This window comes from Erwinia sp. PPS120 (genome assembly GCF_047918655.1).
Taxonomy (GTDB): Bacteria; Pseudomonadota; Gammaproteobacteria; order Enterobacterales; family Enterobacteriaceae; genus Erwinia; species Erwinia tasmaniensis_A.
In genome coordinates this window covers 44,272-65,821 of sequence record NZ_JBLREF010000009.1, presented here as the reverse complement: position 1 = coordinate 65,821, position 21,550 = coordinate 44,272, and the positions used below count along the sequence as shown (strand labels likewise).

The 21,550-nt window shown below is 54.7% G+C and carries 23 protein-coding genes; 15 read left to right on the top strand and 8 right to left on the bottom strand.

The window, feature by feature from the left end; translation table 11 throughout:
• The first annotated feature begins 7 nt into the window (after positions 1-7).
• The 4 genes from rfaD to ACLRGG_RS05940 are packed head-to-tail and all read left to right on the top strand — an operon-like array spanning position 8 to position 3,917.
• Entirely contained in the window at positions 8-940 is a 933-nt protein-coding gene (rfaD, locus tag ACLRGG_RS05955) for an ADP-glyceromanno-heptose 6-epimerase (protein ID WP_416248859.1), read from the top strand.
• A 15-nt stretch (positions 941-955) separates the two neighbouring features.
• Positions 956-2,017 (top strand): ADP-heptose--LPS heptosyltransferase RfaF, encoded by a 1,062-nt coding sequence (rfaF, locus tag ACLRGG_RS05950; RefSeq protein ID WP_416248858.1) that lies wholly within the window; start codon positions 956-958, stop codon positions 2,015-2,017.
• A complete protein-coding gene (gene rfaC / locus ACLRGG_RS05945; RefSeq protein ID WP_416248857.1) occupies positions 2,005-3,000 on the top strand; it encodes a lipopolysaccharide heptosyltransferase RfaC in 996 nt (331 codons plus the stop codon). The genes rfaF and rfaC overlap by 13 nt, the downstream gene beginning before the upstream one ends.
• Entirely contained in the window at positions 2,997-3,917 is a 921-nt protein-coding gene (locus tag ACLRGG_RS05940; RefSeq protein ID WP_416248856.1) for a glycosyltransferase family 2 protein, read from the top strand. The genes rfaC and ACLRGG_RS05940 overlap by 4 nt, the downstream gene beginning before the upstream one ends.
• A 15-nt stretch (positions 3,918-3,932) precedes the next feature.
• Here ACLRGG_RS05940 and ACLRGG_RS05935 read toward each other — a convergent pair whose 3' ends face one another.
• Positions 3,933-5,183, bottom strand: a complete 1,251-nt coding sequence (locus ACLRGG_RS05935; RefSeq protein ID WP_416248855.1) for an O-antigen ligase family protein — start codon at positions 5,181-5,183, stop codon at positions 3,933-3,935.
• Positions 5,184-5,221: 38 nt separating this feature from the next.
• Positions 5,222-6,181 (bottom strand): polysaccharide deacetylase family protein, encoded by a 960-nt coding sequence (locus ACLRGG_RS05930; RefSeq protein WP_416248854.1) that lies wholly within the window; start codon positions 6,179-6,181, stop codon positions 5,222-5,224.
• Positions 6,182-6,445: 264 nt separating this feature from the next.
• Between ACLRGG_RS05930 and ACLRGG_RS05925 the strand changes: the two genes are divergently transcribed.
• The 8 genes from ACLRGG_RS05925 to coaD all read left to right on the top strand — a co-directional run bounded on the left by ACLRGG_RS05925 (position 6,446) and on the right by coaD (position 14,849).
• A complete protein-coding gene (locus ACLRGG_RS05925; protein ID WP_416248853.1) occupies positions 6,446-7,552 on the top strand; it encodes a glycosyltransferase in 1,107 nt (368 codons plus the stop codon).
• Positions 7,553-7,810: 258 nt separating this feature from the next.
• Entirely contained in the window at positions 7,811-8,914 is a 1,104-nt protein-coding gene (locus tag ACLRGG_RS05920; RefSeq protein ID WP_416248852.1) for a glycosyltransferase family 9 protein, read from the top strand.
• A gap of 2 nt (positions 8,915-8,916) precedes the next feature.
• Complete coding sequence (locus ACLRGG_RS05915) at positions 8,917-9,918, top strand: glycosyltransferase (RefSeq protein ID WP_416248851.1); 1,002 nt, start codon at positions 8,917-8,919, stop codon at positions 9,916-9,918.
• A 70-nt stretch (positions 9,919-9,988) separates the two neighbouring features.
• Entirely contained in the window at positions 9,989-11,080 is a 1,092-nt protein-coding gene (gene rfaQ / locus ACLRGG_RS05910) for a putative lipopolysaccharide heptosyltransferase III (RefSeq protein WP_416248850.1), read from the top strand.
• On the top strand, positions 11,073-12,206 hold the full coding sequence (locus ACLRGG_RS05905) for a glycosyltransferase family 4 protein (protein WP_416248849.1): 1,134 nt from the start codon (positions 11,073-11,075) through the stop codon (positions 12,204-12,206). Before rfaQ ends, ACLRGG_RS05905 begins: the two co-directional genes overlap by 8 nt.
• A gap of 103 nt (positions 12,207-12,309) precedes the next feature.
• The gene (waaA, locus tag ACLRGG_RS05900; protein WP_416248913.1) at positions 12,310-13,584 is read left to right on the top strand and encodes a lipid IV(A) 3-deoxy-D-manno-octulosonic acid transferase; all 1,275 of its coding nucleotides are present in this window, start codon (positions 12,310-12,312) and stop codon (positions 13,582-13,584) included.
• Positions 13,585-14,373, top strand: coding sequence for a glycosyltransferase family 2 protein (locus ACLRGG_RS05895; RefSeq protein WP_416248848.1), 789 nt, complete (start codon positions 13,585-13,587; stop codon positions 14,371-14,373).
• Positions 14,370-14,849, top strand: coding sequence for a pantetheine-phosphate adenylyltransferase (coaD, locus tag ACLRGG_RS05890; protein ID WP_416248847.1), 480 nt, complete (start codon positions 14,370-14,372; stop codon positions 14,847-14,849). Before ACLRGG_RS05895 ends, coaD begins: the two co-directional genes overlap by 4 nt.
• Before the next feature lie 23 nt (positions 14,850-14,872).
• On the opposite strand, the gene mutM is transcribed toward coaD, so the two are convergent.
• The 4 genes from mutM to radC form a co-directional block, all read right to left on the bottom strand.
• A complete protein-coding gene (gene mutM, locus ACLRGG_RS05885; RefSeq protein WP_416248846.1) occupies positions 14,873-15,682 on the bottom strand; it encodes a bifunctional DNA-formamidopyrimidine glycosylase/DNA-(apurinic or apyrimidinic site) lyase in 810 nt (269 codons plus the stop codon).
• Between the two features lie 93 nt (positions 15,683-15,775).
• Positions 15,776-15,943, bottom strand: coding sequence for a 50S ribosomal protein L33 (gene rpmG / locus ACLRGG_RS05880; protein WP_001051798.1), 168 nt, complete (start codon positions 15,941-15,943; stop codon positions 15,776-15,778).
• A 16-nt stretch (positions 15,944-15,959) separates the two neighbouring features.
• Entirely contained in the window at positions 15,960-16,196 is a 237-nt protein-coding gene (gene rpmB / locus ACLRGG_RS05875; RefSeq protein ID WP_004154798.1) for a 50S ribosomal protein L28, read from the bottom strand.
• Between the two features lie 282 nt (positions 16,197-16,478).
• A complete protein-coding gene (gene radC / locus ACLRGG_RS05870) occupies positions 16,479-17,150 on the bottom strand; it encodes a RadC family protein (RefSeq protein ID WP_416248845.1) in 672 nt (223 codons plus the stop codon).
• Between the two features lie 194 nt (positions 17,151-17,344).
• Between radC and coaBC the strand changes: the two genes are divergently transcribed.
• The 3 genes from coaBC to slmA all read left to right on the top strand — a co-directional run bounded on the left by coaBC (position 17,345) and on the right by slmA (position 19,711).
• The gene (gene coaBC / locus ACLRGG_RS05865) at positions 17,345-18,559 is read left to right on the top strand and encodes a bifunctional phosphopantothenoylcysteine decarboxylase/phosphopantothenate--cysteine ligase CoaBC (RefSeq protein ID WP_416248844.1); all 1,215 of its coding nucleotides are present in this window, start codon (positions 17,345-17,347) and stop codon (positions 18,557-18,559) included.
• Positions 18,537-18,995: a dUTP diphosphatase gene (gene dut, locus ACLRGG_RS05860; protein ID WP_416248843.1), complete on the top strand. Its 459-nt coding sequence runs from the start codon at positions 18,537-18,539 to the stop codon at positions 18,993-18,995. Before coaBC ends, dut begins: the two co-directional genes overlap by 23 nt.
• A 119-nt stretch (positions 18,996-19,114) precedes the next feature.
• Complete coding sequence (slmA, locus tag ACLRGG_RS05855) at positions 19,115-19,711, top strand: nucleoid occlusion factor SlmA (RefSeq protein ID WP_067709280.1); 597 nt, start codon at positions 19,115-19,117, stop codon at positions 19,709-19,711.
• A 33-nt stretch (positions 19,712-19,744) separates the two neighbouring features.
• On the opposite strand, the gene pyrE is transcribed toward slmA, so the two are convergent.
• Both pyrE and rph read right to left on the bottom strand, forming a co-directional pair.
• Entirely contained in the window at positions 19,745-20,386 is a 642-nt protein-coding gene (pyrE, locus tag ACLRGG_RS05850) for an orotate phosphoribosyltransferase (protein ID WP_416248842.1), read from the bottom strand.
• Positions 20,387-20,439: 53 nt separating this feature from the next.
• Positions 20,440-21,156: a ribonuclease PH gene (rph, locus tag ACLRGG_RS05845; RefSeq protein ID WP_416248841.1), complete on the bottom strand. Its 717-nt coding sequence runs from the start codon at positions 21,154-21,156 to the stop codon at positions 20,440-20,442.
• Positions 21,157-21,550: the final 394 nt, after the last annotated feature.

The following is a 21,550-nucleotide window of genomic DNA, read 5'->3' as shown; positions in this document are numbered from 1 at the left end:
ATAGCTTATGATTATCGTCACCGGCGGTGCGGGCTTTATCGGTAGCAACATCATCAAAGCGCTGAATGACAAAGGCCACACTGACATTCTCGTGGTAGACAATCTGAAGGATGGCACTAAGTTTGCCAACCTGGTGGATCTGAATATTGCTGACTACATGGACAAGGAAGATTTCCTGATTAGCATTCTGGCTGATGAGGACTTTGGCGATGTGGAAGCCATTTTCCATGAAGGCGCATGTTCCTCGACTACCGAGTGGGACGGCAAGTACATGATGGAAAACAACTATCAGTACTCCAAGGAGCTTTTACACTACTGCCTTGAGCATCAGATCCCCTTCCTTTACGCCTCATCGGCTGCCACCTACGGCGGACGCAATGATAACTTCATTGAAGCGCGCGAATTTGAAGAGCCGCTTAACGTCTACGGCTACTCGAAAATGCTCTTCGATCACTACGTGCGCCAGATCCTTCCGGAAGCGGGCTCGCAGGTATGCGGTTTCCGCTACTTCAACGTCTACGGACCGCGCGAAGGCCACAAGGGCAGCATGGCCAGCGTGGCATTCCATCTTAATACCCAGCTGAATAACGGCGAAAATCCCAAACTGTTCGAGGGTAGCGACGGCTTTAAGCGCGACTTTATCTACGTTGAAGACGTGGCCTCGGTCAATCTGTGGTTCTGGGAAAACGGCGTATCCGGTATTTATAACTGTGGAACGGGTCGCGCTGAGTCCTTCCAGGAAGTGGCCGACGCGGCACTCAATTTCCACCAGCAGGGTGAAATCGAGTACATCCCTTTCCCGGATAAGCTCAAAGGTCGCTATCAGGCCTATACGCTGGCCGATCTGACCAGGCTTCGTGCGGCTGGCTATGATAAGCCGTTTAAAACCGTCGCCGAAGGCGTGAACGACTATATGGCATGGCTGAACCGCAACGCGTAACAGGGCAATCCGGCGATGAAAATTCTGGTAATCGGCCCTTCATGGGTCGGCGATATGATGATGTCGCAAAGTCTCTATCGTACGCTGAAGGCCGCTCATCCCGATGCCGTGATTGACGTCATGGCACCGGCGTGGTGCCGACCTTTACTGTCGCGTATGCCAGAGGTCAACGACGCGCTGGCGATGCCACTCGGTCACGGCGCCCTGGCGCTGGGCGAGCGCCGCCGCCTGGGCAGAACCCTGCGTGATAAAGGATACGATCGCGCCTACGTGCTGCCCAATTCGTTTAAATCCGCACTGGTGCCCTTTTTTGCCGCGATTAAAAATCGTATCGGCTGGCGCGGCGAGATGCGCTATGGATTGCTGAACGACCTGCGGGTGCTTGATAAAGCCGCATTCCCGCTGATGGTTGAACGCTACGTCGCGCTGGCATATGACACATCACGGATAAGCCGCGCTGCCGATCTCCCCCAGCCGCTCCTGTGGCCCGCTCTGCAGGTCAGCGAAGCGGAAAAACGGGCGACGGCAGCTGAGTTTGGCCTGCGTCCTGAACGTCCGGTGATTGGCTTCTGTCCCGGTGCAGAATTTGGCCCGGCCAAGCGCTGGCCTCATTATCACTATGCCGCGCTGGCGCAAAAGCTGATTGATCGTGGCTTTCAAATCGCGCTGTTTGGCTCAGCCAAAGACAGAGAAACCGGGGAAGATATCCTCCAGACGCTGCAACCGCACTCTCGCGAGAATTGCAGCAATCTGGCCGGCAGCACGCAGCTTGAGCAGGCGGTGATCCTGCTGGCTCACTGCCGCGCCGTGGTCAGTAATGATTCCGGTCTGATGCATATCGCCGCCGCGCTGGACCGTCCGCTGGTGGCACTATATGGCCCCAGCAGCCCGGATTTTACGCCGCCGCTGTCACATAAGGTGCGCGTCATTCGCCTGATTACCGGTTACCACAAAGTGCGTAAGGGCGATGCTGAGCAGGGCTACCATCAGAGCCTGATCGACATCACGCCTGAGCGGGTTATTTCCGAACTTGATACCCTGCTGGCGGAAAACCAGGAGAGCGAATGCGGGTCCTGATTGTTAAAACGTCATCCATGGGCGACGTACTGCATACCCTGCCTGCACTGACCGACGCGATGAACGCCATTCCGGGGATCCGCTTTGACTGGGTGGTGGAAGAGGGCTTTGCTCAAATCCCGGCGTGGCATCCCGCCGTCGACCGGGTGATCCCGGTGGCGATCCGCCGCTGGCGCAAACACTGGTTTGGCAGCGAGGTCCGTGAAGAACGCTTTCTCTTCAAGCGCGAAGTACAGTCACGCCAGTATGACCGCGTAATCGATGCCCAGGGGTTGATCAAAAGTGCCGCGCTGGTAACCCGCATCGCAAAAGGCGAAAAGCACGGCCATGACAGTCGCAGCGCCAGAGAGCCTTTTGCCAGCTGGTGGTTTGATAAACGCCATGAAGTCGACAAGCAGCAGCACGCCGTGCAGCGTACGCGTGAGCTGTTCGCAAAAAGCCTGGACTATCCGCTACCGGAGGGGCCGGGGGATTACGCCATAGCCGATCATTTCCTCAGCAGCCCACCGCCTGATGCCGGGCAATACCTGGTCTTTCTGCATGCCACTACGCGCGATGCAAAACACTGGCCTGAGACCCACTGGCGCACGCTGGCTGGCCTGCTGAAAGCGAGCGGATTACGCATCAAACTGCCCTGGGGCGCTGAGCATGAACACCAGCGGGCGCAGCGGATAGCGGCTGACTTTGACTATGTTGAGGTGCTGCCAAAGCTGACGCTTGAACAGGTTGCGCGTACGCTGGCTGGCGCCAGGGCGGTTGTTTCCGTAGATACCGGACTCAGCCATCTTACCGCCGCGCTGGCCTGCCCTAATCTCACGCTGTATGGCCCCACCGATCCCGGCTTGATTGGCGGCTACGGCCAAAACCAGTTTGTGCTGCGACCCGCGAGCGGAAACAATATGGCGGATATTTCCCCTCAGCAGGTGGAAGAACAGCTGCTGCCGCTTATCCATTCCGGAGCGCCTCACCGCGAACACAGATGAACACACCCTGTCAGCTTAGCATTCTGATCGCGGCGCACAATTGCGAGCCCTATCTGGCAAATACGCTGGACACGATTTTTGCCTCCCTGGGCACGGCCCAGCAGCGCGCCGAGATTATCATCATCAATGACGCCTCCACCGATGCCACCCAGAGCATTATTGATGACTATGCCGCTCGTTACTCGCAGATCCGTACCGACCGGACAGCGTTCCGTAACGTTGGCAAAGTGCGAAATCACGCGGTAAGCCTGGCGCGCGGCGAATACATTCTGATGGTGGACAGCGATGATACGCTGCTTGCGGGCGCACTACAGGAGCGACTTAGCCTGCTGCAACAGCGCGCGCCAGATATTTTGCTGAGTAAAATCATTGAAGTGCGGGGCGACGATTCGCGCCCGTCATGGCAGCCTGACGAGCCCATCGAGCTTAAGCGGGACCAGTCCATTGAACGCTTCCTTGTTCATCGTGATTACCAGGCACATTTTATCGGGCAGTTTTTTTCCCGTCGCCTGTTACAGCAGCACGCCTTTCCGGACTTCATCTGCTACGAAGACACCTGGCTCTTTCCCTTAATGCTGACCCTCAGCACCAGAACGCTCTACAGCCGGGCGGGATTTTACCTCTACCGCAAACATGCGCACAGCCTCTCTTCGGACGTTAACGCCGAGAAAATTCGCTGCCTGATTGCTGCCACGCAAAATATGGATCGGGTACTGCCTCACGCCTTTCAGCACCTGATTACCTGCCACTGGCTGGATATCGCCAACCGCTATCACACCCAGCTTCAGAACACGCCGCAGGGAGAGATTGTCAGGACGCGGATTCGCCAGGTAAGTCTGTTGTGGTTTTTGCTGAATGGAAAAATCAGGCTGAGTTACAAAAGGAAGATGCTGGCCGTGCGCAGGCGGGGCTGGTAAGCCCCGCCTGGCGAGTTAAGCGCTATGCGTTACCCGTGGCCGGGTCAGCGCATTCCACATCTCACACACGACCAGCATCAGCGTGACGCATACCGTCAGTTCACGACTGATAAACACCACATCAGTCAGACCGCTGACAATCACGCCGAGCATCACCGCCAGCAGCAGTGAGTTTTGCGAGCGCAGGGCATAAACCACCAGCGACAGATAAAACATCAGCAGCACCACCGCGCCCTGAATCCCCTGCAGGCTGGCAGTATCCAGCACCTCGTTATGCAGATGCACCTTCTCGTACAGCATCGACACGCTGTCCTTGTGATAAGTGTCGACATATCGCTGAAAGCAGGCGGTGCGATCTTCAGACTTCATTCCCAACGGATGGGCGCTCAGGCACCACCAGCCAACCTGCCACATCGCCAGTCGGGTAGTGAGAGAGCCGTTTTCGTTGCCGTTTGACTGATTATAAAGGGTATATTCCTGGAAGGTGGTATCCAGCTTCGGCTTAATGATCGGCTTATAGCTGAGCGCGACCAGGACGCCAACGGCAACCAGTATCGCCAGCAGCGATTTCAACCCAAAATGACGAAACTGCAGCACGCCCACCACCAGGATGATTAACGGATAAGCCGCCATCATATTGCGCGTACCGGTTTGCATCAGTACAAACCAGGAGAGCAGGAAAATGGCCAGGCAGCAGAGCATGCTGCCCGGCGAATGCTTTTCGGAAGCCAGCAGAAACAGCACCACCATAGAGAGCATCGCATAGCCATATGCAGAGATAGTGGCGCGATCGAGCGCAAATTCTACCCGGTGCATGTCGCTGAAATACTGCCAGAAGCCATACGCGGTCGCGGCGGCGAATGCCGTTAGCAGGCCATACTTAATGCAGAGGATGCTTTTCGCCCGGAAATGCTGCATCTGTGAAAAGAGCCAGTAGCCCGTCACGCAGACCAGCAGCAGGCGTTTCCCGGCGTTCATATAGTCGTTATAGGTGGTGTAATCCGGGCCGCCATAATACTCCCAGTAAAACCAAATCAGCTTGCTGGCACCGAGTATCGCCAGCATCGCCAGAAACCACAGTCGCGAGCGGTCAACGTCTTTCCGGTTAAACAGGATACCGGCGAGAGAGAAATAGAAAGACCAATAAAACAGGACTTTGGCTGCCTTGATATCAATAAAGGTCAGCATGATAGATAACATTGCGCTGACCAGCGTCAGAAAATAAAAAACTGTGCGAAGCTGTTCCGTATTACGTCTGATTAGCATAGTGATTCTCAGGTCGGGACTGGATGCCATGCGGCTCATTATTGTGGTTTTGTTTGCGCAAATTCTGCGAGGGTCATTCCCTGGGTCCGATGGTGCAACCAGCTGAACAGCGTCTCCAGATCGTCATACAATCGATCAATATCACCCTCGTTCTTAAAGGTTGGGCTTCCGTCTGGCATAAATTCCGACGAATGCAGCATAAATTCAACGTAGTCCGCACCTTCCGCAAGGGTCTTTTCCGCCACCGCGATCATCTGCTGCGCATTGCCCCCGGTCGGACGCAGCCAGTAGACAGACGGGCTGCGTTGCTTACCGCGCAGTTTGTCATAACCCTGCCTGAGGCTGTTCATTAACCCTGAATGTTTATAGTACGTGGTCATGGGAACTTCCAGCAGCGGCGAGTTACCGGGCCGCGAAATATCATCGATATCAAGATAATAAGCTTCACGCGGGAAGTGGGTATAATCGGTCCCCCCCTGACCCTGCGGGGCACCCGGCGAGAAGGACCAGTTCACGCGTGGAGTCACCGAGCAGTCAACGCGATACCCCAGTTCGATCAGCATCCGGGCATAGGCTTCATTAAACGCCCAGCGGCCTGCACGGTGGCTAAGCATTTTTGTCTGAAACGTCTCTTCCAGCAGGTCGGTCATATAGACGATTTTGCTGCGCATTTCCTCAGCGGGGTATTCGATCAGATAAGGCTGAAACCGCCAGTCATCATCGGTCAATGGCGTCACGGGCGGGCTGTTCCACGCATGCAAATGCATACCCACCTCCCCCTGGCCCCGGGCAATCACATCGCGGGCGAAATCGATAAAGATGGGGTCGATGGCCATTTCATAATTGGTCAGCCAGGTCGGCTTGAAGGCATATTTCTCGCTAATTTGCTGGAATCGGGCAAGATATTGCGCGTTTTTGGTCGTAACGTTCCCGGAACGATTACGCCACAGATTATCGCCTTCTGTATCAATAGTAATAATAAATGCTGGTTTCTTCATGCAGATTGCAGGCTCCCTGGTGACCTTGCGGCTATGTTACGCAGCAGCAATGATAACCGCAAAGAGATTTGCTGAGCTGGCTCACAGGCGGAAAGGATTCCAGGTGGCGCTATCTTTATTATTTTCTTAAGATAGCCTCTACATCTAAAGCTTACTCTTTATAAGCAAGGACGCGCTGACAGCGCTAAAACAGGGTTCCGGCCAGTATTAATACGGTGGGTATGGCACCGCATCGCACCTATCTTCTCTTTTAAGGGTAAAAATTTGTCCAAGCGCATTTTGATGATCATTGATGGCCTGCCGGGCGGGGGAGCCGAGAAGGTGGTTCTGACGCTTTCCAGAGGGCTGATTGAGCGCGGACATCGGGTTTCGCTGTTTTCACTGCGTACAGTGTGCGACTACAGTATTCCGCAGGGGCTTGATTATCAGGTGATAAAAGATCGCTGCAAAAAGCCCTGGCGCAAGCTGACTGAGCTTAACCGCCGTGCCGCAGGACTCGATCGCGCTATCAGCGAGGCGGAGCAAACGGGTGGCGCTTTCGATCTGGTTGTTTCGCATTTGCATAAAACCGATCGTATCGTCAGCCGATCCAGGGTGCTGGATGCTGATAAAACCTGGTTCTGCCTGCACGGGGTCTTCTCTGCCTCTTACCTTGGCCACCGCAAAGGTTTCTCGCGATGGTTTAAAAAGTACAAAACCCGCTGCGTCTATCAAAACCGCAACCTGATTGGCGTATCACAGTATGTGATGGACGACCTAAAAAGTGCTTTTTTGGTAAGCCCGAAACGTGAGCGTGTGATATCTAATCCCTTTGACTTTGACGTCATTGAGCAGCTGTCGCTACAGCCCTGTAGCATGGAAGGAAAAGAGTACCTCATCCACGTTGGACGTTTTCACCAGACTAAACGCCATGACCGTCTGCTGCGAGCCTATGCCCAAAGTGGCCTCTCTGCCCCACTGCTGCTGATTGGTCAGGGGAACCCTGAAATTACGGCAAAAATCAAAGGTCTGGTTGCCGACCTGGGGATTGAAGACAGGGTTATTTTCAAAGGCTTTATGGCTAATCCTTATCCCTATATACGCCAGGCAAAAATTTTAATCGTCAGTTCAGACAGCGAAGGTTTTGGCAACGTCCTGGTTGAAGCGCTGATTTGTCACAGTCCGGTGGTCAGTACCCGCTGTCCTGGGGGGCCGACAAGCATCCTGACTGGCGATCTTGCTCGCGGTCTTGCTGATATGAGTGCAGCATCGCTGGCCGCAACGCTCAGGGAAGTCTGGTCCAATCCTCCCGCCGTGAATGCGCTGGACCTGCAGGCTTACAGTATTGATACAGTTTGCCAACAGTACCTTGATTTAATTAATTCGGACTAACAACACGCTGGCAGAAACTTCTCAAAAACTCATTTAAAATGATGATACTGCCACCCGAAAGCGACGCCTGTTTATCCGGGATGAAGAGAACAATTTGTTTATTCAATACGTAAGGTTTTGGCCCATGATGACGCTCACACGCAGGAACGGCTATCTGAGCTCTTATTACAAGATTTCAGCGATGGGGCAACCTGTTGGCAGCGTCTGTATCCCTCAGAACGCAGGGGCAGGCAGTAATATATTCAGGGAGCTGGAAGCGTGAATTATGTCCTGCTCTTTATTCTGCTCCTTCCTTTGAAGCTGGCATTAAAGCTGGTGCAAAAGAAGACGGCACGTAATCTGGTTATCCAGACGGCGAAGATTGGCGATTTCGTCAATATTACGCCGCTGCTGAGCCATCTGAAGCACAGTGATGCCCTGCTGAGCCGTTCTGTCGCGCCGCTGGCGCGGCATGATGCCACGCTGGATGAGATTTTTTATATCGAAGAACATAAAAGCAGCACGCTGAGTAAGCTTAAGCTCGCTTTCACGCTGATGAATCGCTATGAAAATATCTATCTGTTACAGCCTAACAACGCCAATCTGTTTTTTGCCGCCTGCTGTAACGCGGATAATAAGCAGTTTTTATCGATGTACCGTCGAAAGTGGTATCAGCAGCTCTTTTATCTGACCGCCAGCGGCACGGTTGAGCATACGAAAACCACCCTAACGCTGGAAAACTACCTTAAGCTCGCCGATCGCTCCCTGACGCGTGCGAGTTACCCTAAGCATGCCACGCTGCCGCTGCTTAAGCCGCAGGATACGCCCGGAGAGATTTTCCGCACGGATCGGATAAAGATTGGCATCAGCATTTCGGCCGGGAATCAGGCGAAAACGATCCCCCCGGCCATCTGGAAGCGTCTTTTCGAGCGACTGAGTGACCTGCCCTGCCTGTTTTATGTTTTCGGCTCGCCTGAGGAACTGCCCCGGCTGAATGCGCTCTATGAGGCGGTCGGTAACGCCGATAACATGGTGAATCTGATTGGTAAAGTTTCACTGGAAGGCCTTCCATGGGCAATCAGCAACATGGATTTTTATGTCGCGTCCGATTCAGGTAATGTTTACATCGCAGACTCGCAAAACGTGCCAGTTATTCTGATTTATGGTCCCTGCTGCGTTGAAGAGCAGCGGCCGCTCGGTGACGTTTTATTGATTGGTCCAAACCATATTTCCCCCTCGTCTTTTGTGTTTCATGCGCTGTATGCGTTTAACCATCCCGTTGAGCAGCTTTTTGAGCTTGACCCGCAAAAGCTTGATGATATTTATCATTTTATCAGTGCCAGAAGCCCCCTCCTGGCCCAGGAAAAGAAGACGTTACCCTGAGTATGAAGCCGCATTCTGAAACCCCCGACCCACGCCTGAGCGTAATTATCCCGATGTATAACGCAGGAGAGAGTTTCCAGGCATTTATGTCGTCCCTGCTTGCTCAAACGCTGGAAGACCTGGAGGTGATCATCGTTAATGACGGCTCCACGGATCGGTCTGCGGAACTGGCCCATCGCTATGCCAAAGACTATCCACACGTTCAGGTGATTGACCGCGAAAATGGTGGCGTTTCCAGGGCCAGAAATGACGGCCTTGCCGCTGCCCGTGGGAAATACGTCACCTTTCCGGATGCCGATGACACGCTCTCACCGGAGATGTACAGCACGCTGGTCAGTATGGCCGAGCGGGATGACCTGGATGTTGCACAGTGTAATGCCGAGCGGGTGTTCTGGGGAGGGAGTGAAGCTCGCCCGCTTATTCCTCTCGATCGATTGAGGTCGACGGAGGTGCTTAGCGGCCCGGCGTGGCTCAGCAGGGCACTGGCCAGTAACCGTTACCTGCATGTTGTCTGGCTGGGCATTTACCGCCGTTCACTGATTGAGCAGCTTGATCTGCGCTTTGAACCCGGTCTGCACCATCAGGACATTCCCTGGACGACCGAGCTGATGATGAACGTTCAGCGGGTGCGCTATATCGATACCGTCCTGTACCGTTATTATGTTCATGACCAGTCGATCAGTAATCAGACGCGCACCGGCCAGCGTAATGTCGAGTATCAAAAACATTACCTGAAAATTGCGCGGATGCTGGAAGAGATTAACCAGCGCTACCGGCGCAAAGTAAAAATTTACCCCGAGTTTCATCGGCAGGTGACAAAAGAAGCGCTCAGCGTCTGCCACTCTGTGCGCCGTGAGCCGGAAGAAGCGGCTCGCCAGGCAATAATAGCGGACCTTTTTGCTACCGGTACGCCTGGCCGTATGCTGCGGAACGCGCGGGGTATTCGACAGTGGTATCAACTGCTGCTCTGGCTTAGCCGAATTTACCGCTGGCGTCAGCGATAGCGTCGTGCCGCGCTGGCTTTCCCCCTCGCGGCGTTTGCCTTACAATCGGCTCACTTCCTTTTGAGATTTCATGAGTATGCCAACGCCTCAAACGATCCCTGACGCCTTTGTGCCGCAAAATATACTGCTGATTAAGCTGCGTCACCACGGTGATATGCTGCTCACCACGCCGGTTATTCAGGCGCTTCATCAGCGTTATCCCCATGCCAACATTGATGTGCTGCTTTATAAAGAAACCCTGCCCATGCTGCAGGCGCACCCGCTGCTCCGCCATCTGCATTTTATTGACCGCAACTGGAAGAAAGAGGGCGGCGCAAAGCATATTTCTCATGAAATCGGACTGATTAAGACGCTTCGGCAGTGTCGTTACGATCTGGTCATCAACCTGGCCGACCAGTGGCGCAGTGCGATTATTACCCGGATGACAGGCGCAAAAGTCAAAATTGGCTTTGATTATAAAAAACGGCGTAACGCCGTCTGGCGGCATTCCCATACCCATCTGGTTTCCACCGACCGCCATGCGCAGCTGCACACCGTCGAGCAAAATCTGGCAGCGCTGGCGCCACTGGGGATCGCCCCAGAAGGCTGGCCGGCGGCGATGCATTACAGCGAGGCGGACTGGCAGAAAACGCGGAGTACGCTTCTCGCACATCAGCAGGTGGAAAAGCCCTATATCGTGATTCAGCCGACTTCGCGCTGGACCTATAAGTGCTGGGAAGACGATAAGGTTGCCGGACTGGTTGACGCCCTTAGCGATGACAGCAGCGACATTGTTCTCACTGCGGCCCCGGACAAAAACGAGCTGGCGATGATCGAACATATTCTTTCACTTTGCGACAGCCGCCGGGTTATTTCGCTGGCAGGCCAGCTATCGCTGCCGCAGCTGGCAGCCCTGATCGACCATGCCAGACTGTTTATCGGCGTGGACTCAGCGCCAATGCATATGGCCGCTGCGCTGAATACGCCATGCATTGCGCTGTTTGGCCCGACCAAGCTCACCCAGTGGCGACCCTGGGGAAACAATAATCGGGTCATCTGGGCGGGAGACTATGCGCCCCTGCCGTCGCCTGACAGTATTGATACCAAAACAAAACTCCGCTACCTCTCCGCGATACCACTTAATGAGGTTGTCGCTGCTGCAAGGAAATATCTGGATGAATAAGGTCAGACTGGCGATCGTTCGGCAGAAGTATCGCCCCGACGGCGGTGCCGAGCGTTTTATCGCCCGCGCGCTGGAAGCGCTGGACGACAGCAGCCTTGAACTGAATATCATCACGCGCGACTGGCAGGGAGAACCCCGACCAGACTGGCACCTGCATATCTGCAACCCTAAAAAGTGGGGCCGCATCTCCCGCGAGCGGGGCTTTGCCGAGGCGGCCCGGGCCTGCTGGCAGCGCGAGCAGTTTGATATCGTACAGAGCCACGAACGCATCAGTGGTTGCGATATCTTTCGCGCCGGCGATGGCGTTCACCGCGTATGGCTCGCGCAGCGCGCCAGAATCGTTTCACCGTTCCAGCGTCTGCTAACCCAGGCCAGTGCCTATCATCGTTACGTGATGGCCGCCGAGGAGGCGATGTTCCGTTCGCCCTCGCTGAAGAAAATCATCTGCAACTCGCAGATGGTGAAAAACGACATCATGCGTTGTTTTCAGGTGCCGGAGGAGAAGTTTGCAGTTATCTATAACGCTATCGACGCACAGCGTTTCCAACCCGCCACCCGCGAACAGCGTCAGCAAATACGTGAAAAACTGGGGTTGCCGGAGCACGCCAGGGTCTTTATTTACGTGGGATCGGGCTTTGAACGAAAGGGCTTAAAGGCCTGTATCGAAGCGCTTGCGCCGACTGACGCCCATCTGCTGGTGATCGGACAGGACAAGCATCAGCCGCGTTACGCTGCGCTTGCTCAGCGTCTGAACTGCACGGACCGCATCCATTTTGCCGGCGTGCAGCACGAGGTGATCCCCTTTTATCATGCCGCCGACTCGCTCATGCTGCCAACGCTGTATGACCCTTTTCCCAACGTCATTCTGGAGGCGATGGCCTGTGGCCTGCCCGTGATCACCAGCTTCACCTGTGGCGGAGCAGAGTTTATTGTTGAGGGCCAGCAGGGATTCGTGTGCGATGCGCTGGATGTTCCTGCACTGACCCATGCCGCAAACGCGATACCGCTGCGAACGACAGACAGCCGCATGGGAGATGCAGCGCGTGAACGGGTGCTACTCTGCTCGCCTCAGCAGCTGGCGAACCAGCTTAATGCGCTCTATCAACAAGTGCTGCGACAGCCCTGATGAAGTTGTGTGAGCAGGGGCAACTTATCTGCTAACATGCCCTATTACTTATCTTTTTTGATACTCTCTGGCGTGGGTCGCTGCGCACATTGTAAATACTGTGATGACAACACTCTATACCGTCCTGCTCTATCTTATTCAGCCCCTCATCTGGCTTCGCCTCTGGCTGCGTGGCCGTAAAGCCCCTGCTTACCGCAGGCGCTGGGCCGAACGCTATGGTTATTGTGAAGGCAAAGTTATGCCAGACGGCATCCTACTGCACTCGGTTTCCGTCGGGGAAACGCTGGCCGCCGTACCCCTGGTCAGAGCCTTACGTCATCGCTACCCTTCGATGCCGATCACCGTCACCACCATGACGCCGACCGGTTCTGAACGGGCCGCCTCTGCCTTTGGTACCGATGTTCACCATGTTTACCTGCCCTATGACCTGCCGGGATCGATGAACCGGTTTCTGGATAATACGCGCCCGCGGCTGGTTATCATCATGGAAACCGAACTGTGGCCGAATATGATCTCCCTGCTGCACGCCCGCAAAATACCGCTGGTGATCGCCAATGCCAGGCTCTCCGAACGATCGGCAAAGGGTTATAAAAAGCTGGGCAAATTTATGCAGCTGCTGCTGCAAAAAATTACGCTGATTGCCGCGCAGAATCAGGAAGATGGCGATCGCTTTGTCAGCCTCGGGCTGAAACGCGCTCAGCTGACGGTAACCGGCAGTCTGAAGTTTGATATCTCCGTTACGCCGGAGCTGGCCGCCCGGGCGATCACGCTTCGCCGCCAGTGGGCGCCTCGCCGTCCGGTCTGGATAGCGACCAGTACGCATGAGGGTGAAGAGAGTATTATTCTGGATGCGCACCGCAAGCTGCTGGCCCGCTTCCCTAATTTGCTGTTAATTCTGGTGCCCCGACACCCTGAGCGCTTCTCAACCGCTCGCGAACTGACACAAAAGGCGGGCTTAAGCTATACCCTGCGCAGCAGCGGCGAGATCCCCTCCGGCAGTACGCAGGTTGTGATTGGCGACACCATGGGCGAGCTGATGCTGCTTTACGGCATTGCCGATCTGGCCTTTGTTGGCGGCAGCCTGGTTGAGCGGGGCGGTCATAATCCTCTGGAAGCCGCCGCGCATGCGCTGCCGGTACTGATGGGTCCTCACATCTTTAACTTTAAGGATATCTGCGCCAGGCTACAAAATGCTGACGGCATGATAACCGTTACCGATGCTGACTCGCTGGATAAAGAGATTACTACGCTGCTGACCGATGAGGACTATCGTCTGTACTATGGTCGACATGCGGTGGAGGTGCTTCACCAGAATCAGGGAGCGCTGCAGCGTCTGCTACAGTTACTCGAACCCTATTTACCACAGCGGAATCACTAAATGTCCGATCGCCAGGCTCTTTCAGTGGTATTGATCGCCAGGGACGCTGCCGGGCTACTGCCGGAGTGCCTGGAATCCGTTAGCTGGGCCGATGAGATTATCGTTCTCGATTCGGGCAGCAGTGATGACACGCCGCAGATCGCTGCGCGGCACGGTGCCCGGGTATTCCATTCAGATGAGTGGCACGGCTATGGGAAGCAGCGTCAGCTGGCGCAGCGCTATGCCAGTCACGCCATGATTCTGATGATCGATACCGATGAGCGCATTACGCCGACTTTACGTAGTGCTATTGAATCCGTTTTACAGCAGCCCGCTTCGGCGACGGCCATTTACAGCCTGGGCAGAAGGAACCTTTTTCTGGGGCGCTTTATGCGCCACAGCGGCTGGTATCCTGACCGGGTGACGCGGCTTTACCCCGCCAGCTATCAGTACAATGACAACCAGGTACATGAGTCACTTGATACCCAGGGGCAAAAGATTATCCCGCTTAAGGGCGATCTGCTGCATTTAACCTGCCGCGATTTTTCTGCCTTTCAGTGGAAGCAATTCGCATACGCCGAAGCCTGGGCAAAACAGCGTCACCAGCAGGGGAAACGCTGCGGTTTTATGTCGATTTTCACCCATACCCTGGGCGCATTCCTTAAAACGTTGCTGCTTCGCGCCGGTTTTCTTGATGGCAAACAGGGCTGGCTGCTGGCAATGGTCAACGCACAGTACACCTTCAATAAATATGCGGCGCTGTGGGCGCTGAATCACTCATCTCACGCTTCCAGTAAGGGTGGCTTATGAGCAGCATAAAAGCGATCTATCCCGGCACCTTTGATCCGATGACTAACGGGCACCTCGATATTGTGACGCGTGCCGCCCGAATGTTTGACAGCGTTATCCTGGCCATTGCCGTCAGCCCGCACAAAAAGACGCTGTTTTCGCTTGAAGAGCGGGTAACGCTGGCACAGGAAGTAGTGGCACATCTGGCGAATGTTGAAGTGGTGGGATTCAGCGATCTGATGGCTAATTTTGCCCGCGACCGCCAGGCGCATGTACTGATACGTGGGCTGCGCGCCGTATCTGATTTTGAATACGAAATGCAGCTGGCGCGGATGAATCGCCATTTGCTATCAACGCTGGAAAGCGTATTTATGATGCCAGCTGAAGAGTACTCTTTTATCTCTTCCACTCTGGTTAAAGAGGTCGCGCGACACAAAGGCGACGTCAGTGCATTTCTTCCTGCACCCGTTTTAGCCGCGCTGCTGGCAAAGCTTTAGCCAGCTAAACAGCCGCGAACAGATTATTTCTGGCAGGTTGGGCAGTAAAACGTGCTGCGCTGGGCATGCTTTGTACCCTTAACTGGCGTATTACATACCCGACAGGGCTCGCCAGCCCGTCCATAAACCTGAAGCTGCTGGGCAAAATAGCCGGGCTTGCCGTCGGTCTGCAAAAAATCACGCAGCGTTGTTCCTCCCTGTTCAATTGAACGCAGCAGCACGGCCTTGATGGTGCTGACCAGTAGCACGACTTCATCCGCAGTTAGCGACATCGCCTGACGATCGGGGTGAATACCGGCGGCGAACAGCGATTCGCTGGCATAGATATTGCCCACGCCCACCACCAGCTTATTGTCCATCAGCCAGGGTTTGACCGGCGTACGCTTGCCGCGCGACTTATCGAACAGATAGCCTGAAGAAAAATCTTCACTGAGGGGCTCCGGGCCAAGATGAGCCAGCACATTGCTGGCGGTAAGATCGCTGCTCCAGAGCCACGCGCCAAAGCGCCTCGGGTCGGTATAGCGCAGTATCCTGCCATTGCTCATCACCAGGTCTACGTGGTCATGTTTGGCCGGTGGCAACGCTTCGGACAACACCCGCAGACTACCGGACATTCCCAGATGGATAATAATCCAGCCATGGGGCAGCTCCAGTAGCAGGTACTTGGCCCGCCGCTGTACGCTCAGCACAGGTTGATCGCTAAGCCGATGGATCTCTTCAGAGACGGGCCAGCGCAGCCGCCCGTTGCGTACAATGGCGTGAAGAATAGTGGCACCCACCAGATGGGGTTCGATTCCCCGTCGACTGGTTTCTACCTCAGGTAACTCCGGCATTGTTTCGCCTCCCGTGCTGCGTTGATGGTTGACCGTCTCACAAAAACAAAAAACCCCGCCGGGGCGGGGTTTTTCACTATCCACTAAAACCAATTACTTGATTTTAGCTTCTTTATAGATCACGTGCTGGCGGACAACGGGATCGAATTTCTTCAGTTCCAGTTTTTCCGGCTTAGTACGCTTGTTCTTCGTGGTGGTATAGAAGTGACCTGTACCAGCAGAAGAAACCAGCTTGATCTTCTCACGAATACCTTTAGCCATGTTTCAGTTCCTTACCTTAGTACTTCTCACCGCGGGTACGCAGATCGGCCAGAACCGTCTCAATACCCTTTTTATCAATTACGCGCATGCCTTTGGCAGAAACACGTAGTGTAACGAAGCGCTTTTCGCTCTCAACCCAAAAACGGTGAGAGTGCAGGTTCGGCAGGAAACGGCGTTTCGTCGCGTTCATTGCGTGGGAACGGTTGTTACCCGTCACCGGACGCTTGCCAGTTACTTGGCAGACTCGTGACATGTCTATTCTCCAAAAATCAAATCAGCTCGAGCTTTAAAAAAAAGGTTTTGGCCGCCTCGTCAGGCTCATAGCCCATCCAGGCGAGTTCAATGCGAACCCGCTGAGCAGGCCCAAATGCCAAACCCGAGATTCTCAAAGGTGGCGTAGTATACGCCCTGCGGCGGCGCTGCTCAAGTCCCGAACAGATAAAGATCCCTGCGGATCGTGCAAAATTACTGCATTTGAACGTTAAACGGACGCTGCACTGCCTTTTCAATGCGCGAGGGGACGCATTTTTACAGGCTAAAGCCACCCTTTTTCAGCAAAAGAAATGTATTCGCCGCGCCCGATCACCATATGGTCCAGCACCCGAATATTGAAAAGCTGGCAGGCAGTCACGACCTGCTGGGTAACATCCCGATCGGCCGGGCTGGGGCGTGATACGCCAGACGGGTGGTTGTGGGCAAGAATTAATGCAGCCGCATTAAGCCTGAGCGCATCACGCACGATTTCTCTGGGATGCACTTCAACGCTGTTGAACGTACCCGCAAACATTTCACTGGCCTCAATAACCCGGTGCTGGTTATCAAAGAAAATCACCATGAAGATCTCCCGCTCACGGTGCGCCAGCGTACTGTGAAGGTAATGAAGCAGATCGCTGGAGCTGGTGACGCTGTGATGGTCGAGCGCATCGTTGCAGGTAAAAAAGCGGCGGGCCAGCTCTGCAATAGCATTGAGCTGCGCATACTTAGCCGTGCCCACGCCCTTGATATGGCGAAACGCCTTTCTTTCAGCCGTAAGCAAATGATAGAGCGATCCGAATTCATCAAGCAGCTGCGTCGCCAGGGACATAACGTGTACGCCTTCCACTCCGGTTCTTAAAAAAATAGCCAGTAATTCAATATCGGTTAACGCGCCCGCTCCTCCCTGCAATAATTTTTCTCTGGGTGGAACACTCTGCCATTGCTTTTCCATCTGCATCCCTCCTTCCTGTATCGGTAAAATCATGGCATTATATACAGTACTTTCCAACGTCACTGACGCAATTTATCGAGCTGTCTCACAGCAATAACGCCCTGCAAAAAGGACGGCGGATGGGATTGTGATAAAATACGCAAATTCTGGCGCGATACAGTGCGCTAATCTGACTCAACGGGGCGGACGTCAGTATGATGGGATTAACCGGCAAACATATTGTTCTGGGCATAAGTGGGGGGATTGCCGCCTATAAAACGCCGGAACTGGTCAGGCGGCTTCGCGATCGTGGTGCTGAAGTGCGGGTCGTTGTTACCGAGGCGGCAAAAGCCTTTGTGACCCCACTCAGCCTACAGGCAGTGTCAGGATTTCCAGTATCTGATGACCTGCTCGATCCCGCCGCGGAGGCAGCGATGGGGCATATTGAGCTGGGGAAATGGGCCGATCTGGTCATTCTCGCACCGGCTACCGCCGATTTGATTGCGCGCCTGGCGGCCGGTATGGCAAACGACCTGCTAAGTACGGTTTGTCTCGCCACGGCTGCGCCCATTGCGGTTGTTCCGGCGATGAACCAGCAGATGTACCGCGCCCTGCCCACTCAGCATAACCTGCAGGTACTCGCCGCACGAGGCCTGCCGATCTGGGGGCCAGATAGCGGCAGCCAGGCCTGCGGCGACGTGGGTCCCGGACGCATGTTGGATCCGCTGGCGATAGTGGAAGAAGCGGTTAACTGGGCTTCTCACGTCGTCGATCTGCAACATCTCAATATTATGCTGACGGCGGGGCCAACCCGTGAGGATCTTGACCCCGTGCGGTTCATAACTAACCACAGCTCGGGTAAGATGGGCTTCGCTATTGCAGCGGCGGCGGCGAAACGAGGCGCAAACGTCACGTTAATCGCCGGTCCTGTTGCGCTGGATACCCCGCAGCGTGTGACGCGCATTGATGTGAATACCGCCCTTGAGATGCAGAGGGCCGTGATGGATCGCGCTGCCGGACAGCATATTTTTATCGCGACGGCGGCGGTTGCCGATTACCGTGCAGCTGAGGTCGCCGTGGAAAAAATCAAAAAGCAGGGTGATGAAATTACCCTCAAAATGATAAAAAACCCTGATATCGTTGCCGGCGTGGCGGGTATGCAGGACAGCCGCCCCTTTGTGGTGGGATTTGCCGCTGAAACCCACAATGTGGAAGAATACGCCCGACAAAAACGAGTAAGCAAAAACCTGGATGTCATCTGCGCCAACGATGTATCGAAAGCCGGACAGGGTTTCAACAGCGATAACAATGCTCTACACCTTTTCTGGCAGGGAGGCGATAAAGTCTTACCGCTTAGCGATAAGTCGCGCCTTAGCCAACAGTTACTGGACGAGATAGTCAGCCGTTATGATGAAAAAAATCGACGTTAAAATAATCGACCCGCGAGTCGGTAAAGAATTTCCACTGCCAACCTATGCCACATCCGGCTCAGCGGGTCTTGATCTGCGCGCCTGTCTTGATGAGGCCGTCCAGCTGGCACCGGGAGCGACCACGCTGGTGCCGACGGGCCTTGCTATTCACATTGGCGATCCTCAACTGGCGGCGGTTATTTTGCCCCGCTCTGGTCTCGGCCATAAACATGGTGTGGTGCTGGGTAACCTGGTGGGGTTAATTGACTCCGATTACCAGGGGCAGCTGATGGTCTCCGTGTGGAACCGCGGGCAGGATACTTTTACCATCGAACCGGGCGAACGCATCGCTCAGATGGTATTCGTTCCGGTCGTACAGGCTGAATTTAATCTGGTGGAAGATTTCGACGCCAGCATTCGTGGCGAAGGTGGCTTTGGCCATTCAGGACGTCAGTAGCAACGCCTCATCCGCTCCTATAGCGATTAACTTGTCTTTATTCCACCGTGAGCATGTTGCTCACGGATGTTGCGTGGCAATTTGCCGTTCAAGGTAATATTTCAGGGGTCTTACAGGACATGGCAGAAAAAAAGAGTGCGAAAAGGAATCGTCGCGAGGAAATACTGCAGGCTCTGGCGCAGATGCTGGAATCCAGTGATGGCAGCCAGCGTATAACTACCGCAAAACTCGCCGCGAACGTTGGCGTTTCTGAAGCGGCACTTTACCGGCATTTTCCCAGCAAAACCCGGATGTTTGACAGCCTGATCGAGTTTATCGAAGACAGCCTGATTACGCGCATCAATCTGATACTCAAGGACGAAAAAGAGACGCTGCCGCGGCTGCGTTTGATCATCCAGCTGATTCTGGGCTTTGGTGAGCGTAATCCGGGTTTAACCCGTATTCTGACCGGTCATGCACTGATGTTTGAACAGGATCGGCTGCAAAGCCGCATCAATCAGCTGTTTGAACGCATTGAGGTTCAGCTACGCCAGGTTCTGCGCGAGAAGGTAATGCGCGAAGGGGAAGGTTTTATCACTGACGAGAACCTGCTGGCGAGTCAGCTGCTGGCCTTCTGTGAAGGTATGCTTTCCCGCTTTGTGCGCTCCGGTTTCCGCTACCGGCCCACGGTTGACTTCGATACCCGCTGGCCACTGCTCGCCTCGCAGCTGGTATAGGCTTTTACGGGCCAGCCTCCCTGGCCCGTAAAATCAGATACCGTATTCTTTGCGGTAGGCGCGCACCGCCACCAGGTGGTCGGCCAGCTCGGGCTTCTCCTCCAGGTAAGTAATCAGCTCTTTTAGTGTGATAATCGAAATCACCTTACAGCCGTAATCGCGTTCCACTTCCTGGATTGCCGACTCGCTGCTGCGCCCGCGCTCCTGGCGGTCGAGAGAGATTAACACCCCGGCCAGCGTAGCCTGGTGAGCCGCAATAATTTCCATGGATTCACGAATTGCGGTTCCCGCAGTGATCACATCATCGACCAGCATAATTCGCCCCTGTAGCGGGCTGCCGACCAGCAGCCCTCCCTCACCGTGATCCTTTGCTTCTTTACGGTTAAAGCAGTAGGGAACATCACGGTCATGGTGATCGGCCAGGGCGACTGCCGTCGTGGTGGCTATCGGGATCCCTTTATAAGCGGGCCCAAATACCAGGTCGAAATCAATACCGGAGTCGACCAGGGCCTGCGCGTAAAAACGCCCCAGCAGGGCAAGGTCGCGGCCGGTATTAAACAGGCCCGCGTTGAAGAAATAGGGGCTTTTACGCCCTGATTTCAGCGTGAATTCACCAAACTTCAGCACCTGCTTGTTGATGGCGAATTCGATAAATTGGCGCTGCCAGGCTTTCATGTCTCGATCCTCACATAGTCATAAAAAAGGCGACCCGGTGGCCGCCTGAAAAATCAGTCTGTCAGCGCGGCTTTCTGCGCCTGAATAAGGGTATCAATACCGCCCCGTGCCAGAGCGAGCAGGGTTAACAGCTCCTCATGACTGAAGGGCTCACCCTCTGCGGTACCCTGCACCTCAATCATGCGGCCATCTTCAGTCATCACCACGTTCATATCGGTTTCAGCAGCGGAGTCCTCGACGTACTCCAAATCACAGAGCGCTTCACCTTTCACGATCCCTACGGATACCGCCGCCACCATGCCTTTCATCGGGTTGGCCTTGAGTTTGCCAATCGCCACCAGATGGTTAAGCGCATCAGCCAGCGCAACGCAGGCGCCGGTAATTGACGCGGTACGCGTGCCGCCATCCGCCTGCAACACATCACAGTCGAGGGTGACGGTAAATTCGCCCAGCGCCTTAAGATCCAGCGCGGCGCGAAGGGAGCGCGCGATCAGTCGCTGAATTTCAAGCGTACGACCACCCTGCTTACCTTTGGCGGCTTCACGCGCGTTACGACTGTGCGTCGCGCGTGGCAGCATGCCGTACTCGGCGGTGACCCAACCCTGTCCCTGACCTTTCAGGAAACGGGGTACACCCTCATCAATAGTGGCAGTACACAAAACTTTAGTATCACCGAATTCGACCAGAACAGAGCCTTCTGCATGTTTGGTATAATGACGGGTCAGTGTGACGGGACGCACCTGCTGTGCGCTTCGGCCTGCTGGACGCATGGTTTCTCTCCGGCTAGCAAAACATGATTGGCTGCGCATTATACGGATTTCACCCTCCGTTGCCTATGGCGATGGGCGCCGGGCTGCGTTTTCTCTGCCGCTCAGTAAAGGTTGCCTCGTTTTTTAGCTGAGAAACAGGCTGTTCAGCCTGTTTTCTTCATAATGCGAGCCTTCTCGTACGGTGGGTGAAAAACGCCTGAAAATTCTCTACCTGCCTACAGGAACACGTTTATAGGGCTCAGGTATGCCTCAAATGGCTGTCACTTCGCAGCGGTTACCACCGGACCCTGCGAACGATTCATACCAAAGTAAGAGGGGCGTTTGTACCCTGCCACGCCCTACCGTGCAGGATGGTGCAGGCTGATGGCATAGCATATTCAGAGAATCAAGGGGG

Coding starts and splice junctions, on each gene's coding strand:
- rfaD (WP_416248859.1), top strand. CDS start 8: ATGATTATCGTCACCGGCGGTGCGGGCTTTATCGGTAGCAACATCATC.
- rfaF (WP_416248858.1), top strand. CDS start 956: ATGAAAATTCTGGTAATCGGCCCTTCATGGGTCGGCGATATGATGATG.
- rfaC (WP_416248857.1), top strand. CDS start 2,005: ATGCGGGTCCTGATTGTTAAAACGTCATCCATGGGCGACGTACTGCAT.
- ACLRGG_RS05940 (WP_416248856.1), top strand. CDS start 2,997: ATGAACACACCCTGTCAGCTTAGCATTCTGATCGCGGCGCACAATTGC.
- ACLRGG_RS05935 (WP_416248855.1), bottom strand. CDS start 5,183: ATGCTAATCAGACGTAATACGGAACAGCTTCGCACAGTTTTTTATTTT.
- ACLRGG_RS05930 (WP_416248854.1), bottom strand. CDS start 6,181: ATGAAGAAACCAGCATTTATTATTACTATTGATACAGAAGGCGATAAT.
- ACLRGG_RS05915 (WP_416248851.1), top strand. CDS start 8,917: ATGAAGCCGCATTCTGAAACCCCCGACCCACGCCTGAGCGTAATTATC.
- rfaQ (WP_416248850.1), top strand. CDS start 9,989: ATGAGTATGCCAACGCCTCAAACGATCCCTGACGCCTTTGTGCCGCAA.
- ACLRGG_RS05905 (WP_416248849.1), top strand. CDS start 11,073: ATGAATAAGGTCAGACTGGCGATCGTTCGGCAGAAGTATCGCCCCGAC.
- waaA (WP_416248913.1), top strand. CDS start 12,310: ATGACAACACTCTATACCGTCCTGCTCTATCTTATTCAGCCCCTCATC.
- ACLRGG_RS05895 (WP_416248848.1), top strand. CDS start 13,585: ATGTCCGATCGCCAGGCTCTTTCAGTGGTATTGATCGCCAGGGACGCT.
- coaD (WP_416248847.1), top strand. CDS start 14,370: ATGAGCAGCATAAAAGCGATCTATCCCGGCACCTTTGATCCGATGACT.
- mutM (WP_416248846.1), bottom strand. CDS start 15,682: ATGCCGGAGTTACCTGAGGTAGAAACCAGTCGACGGGGAATCGAACCC.
- rpmG (WP_001051798.1), bottom strand. CDS start 15,943: ATGGCTAAAGGTATTCGTGAGAAGATCAAGCTGGTTTCTTCTGCTGGT.
- rpmB (WP_004154798.1), bottom strand. CDS start 16,196: ATGTCACGAGTCTGCCAAGTAACTGGCAAGCGTCCGGTGACGGGTAAC.
- radC (WP_416248845.1), bottom strand. CDS start 17,150: ATGGAAAAGCAATGGCAGAGTGTTCCACCCAGAGAAAAATTATTGCAG.
- coaBC (WP_416248844.1), top strand. CDS start 17,345: ATGATGGGATTAACCGGCAAACATATTGTTCTGGGCATAAGTGGGGGG.
- dut (WP_416248843.1), top strand. CDS start 18,537: ATGATGAAAAAAATCGACGTTAAAATAATCGACCCGCGAGTCGGTAAA.
- slmA (WP_067709280.1), top strand. CDS start 19,115: ATGGCAGAAAAAAAGAGTGCGAAAAGGAATCGTCGCGAGGAAATACTG.
- pyrE (WP_416248842.1), bottom strand. CDS start 20,386: ATGAAAGCCTGGCAGCGCCAATTTATCGAATTCGCCATCAACAAGCAG.
- rph (WP_416248841.1), bottom strand. CDS start 21,156: ATGCGTCCAGCAGGCCGAAGCGCACAGCAGGTGCGTCCCGTCACACTG.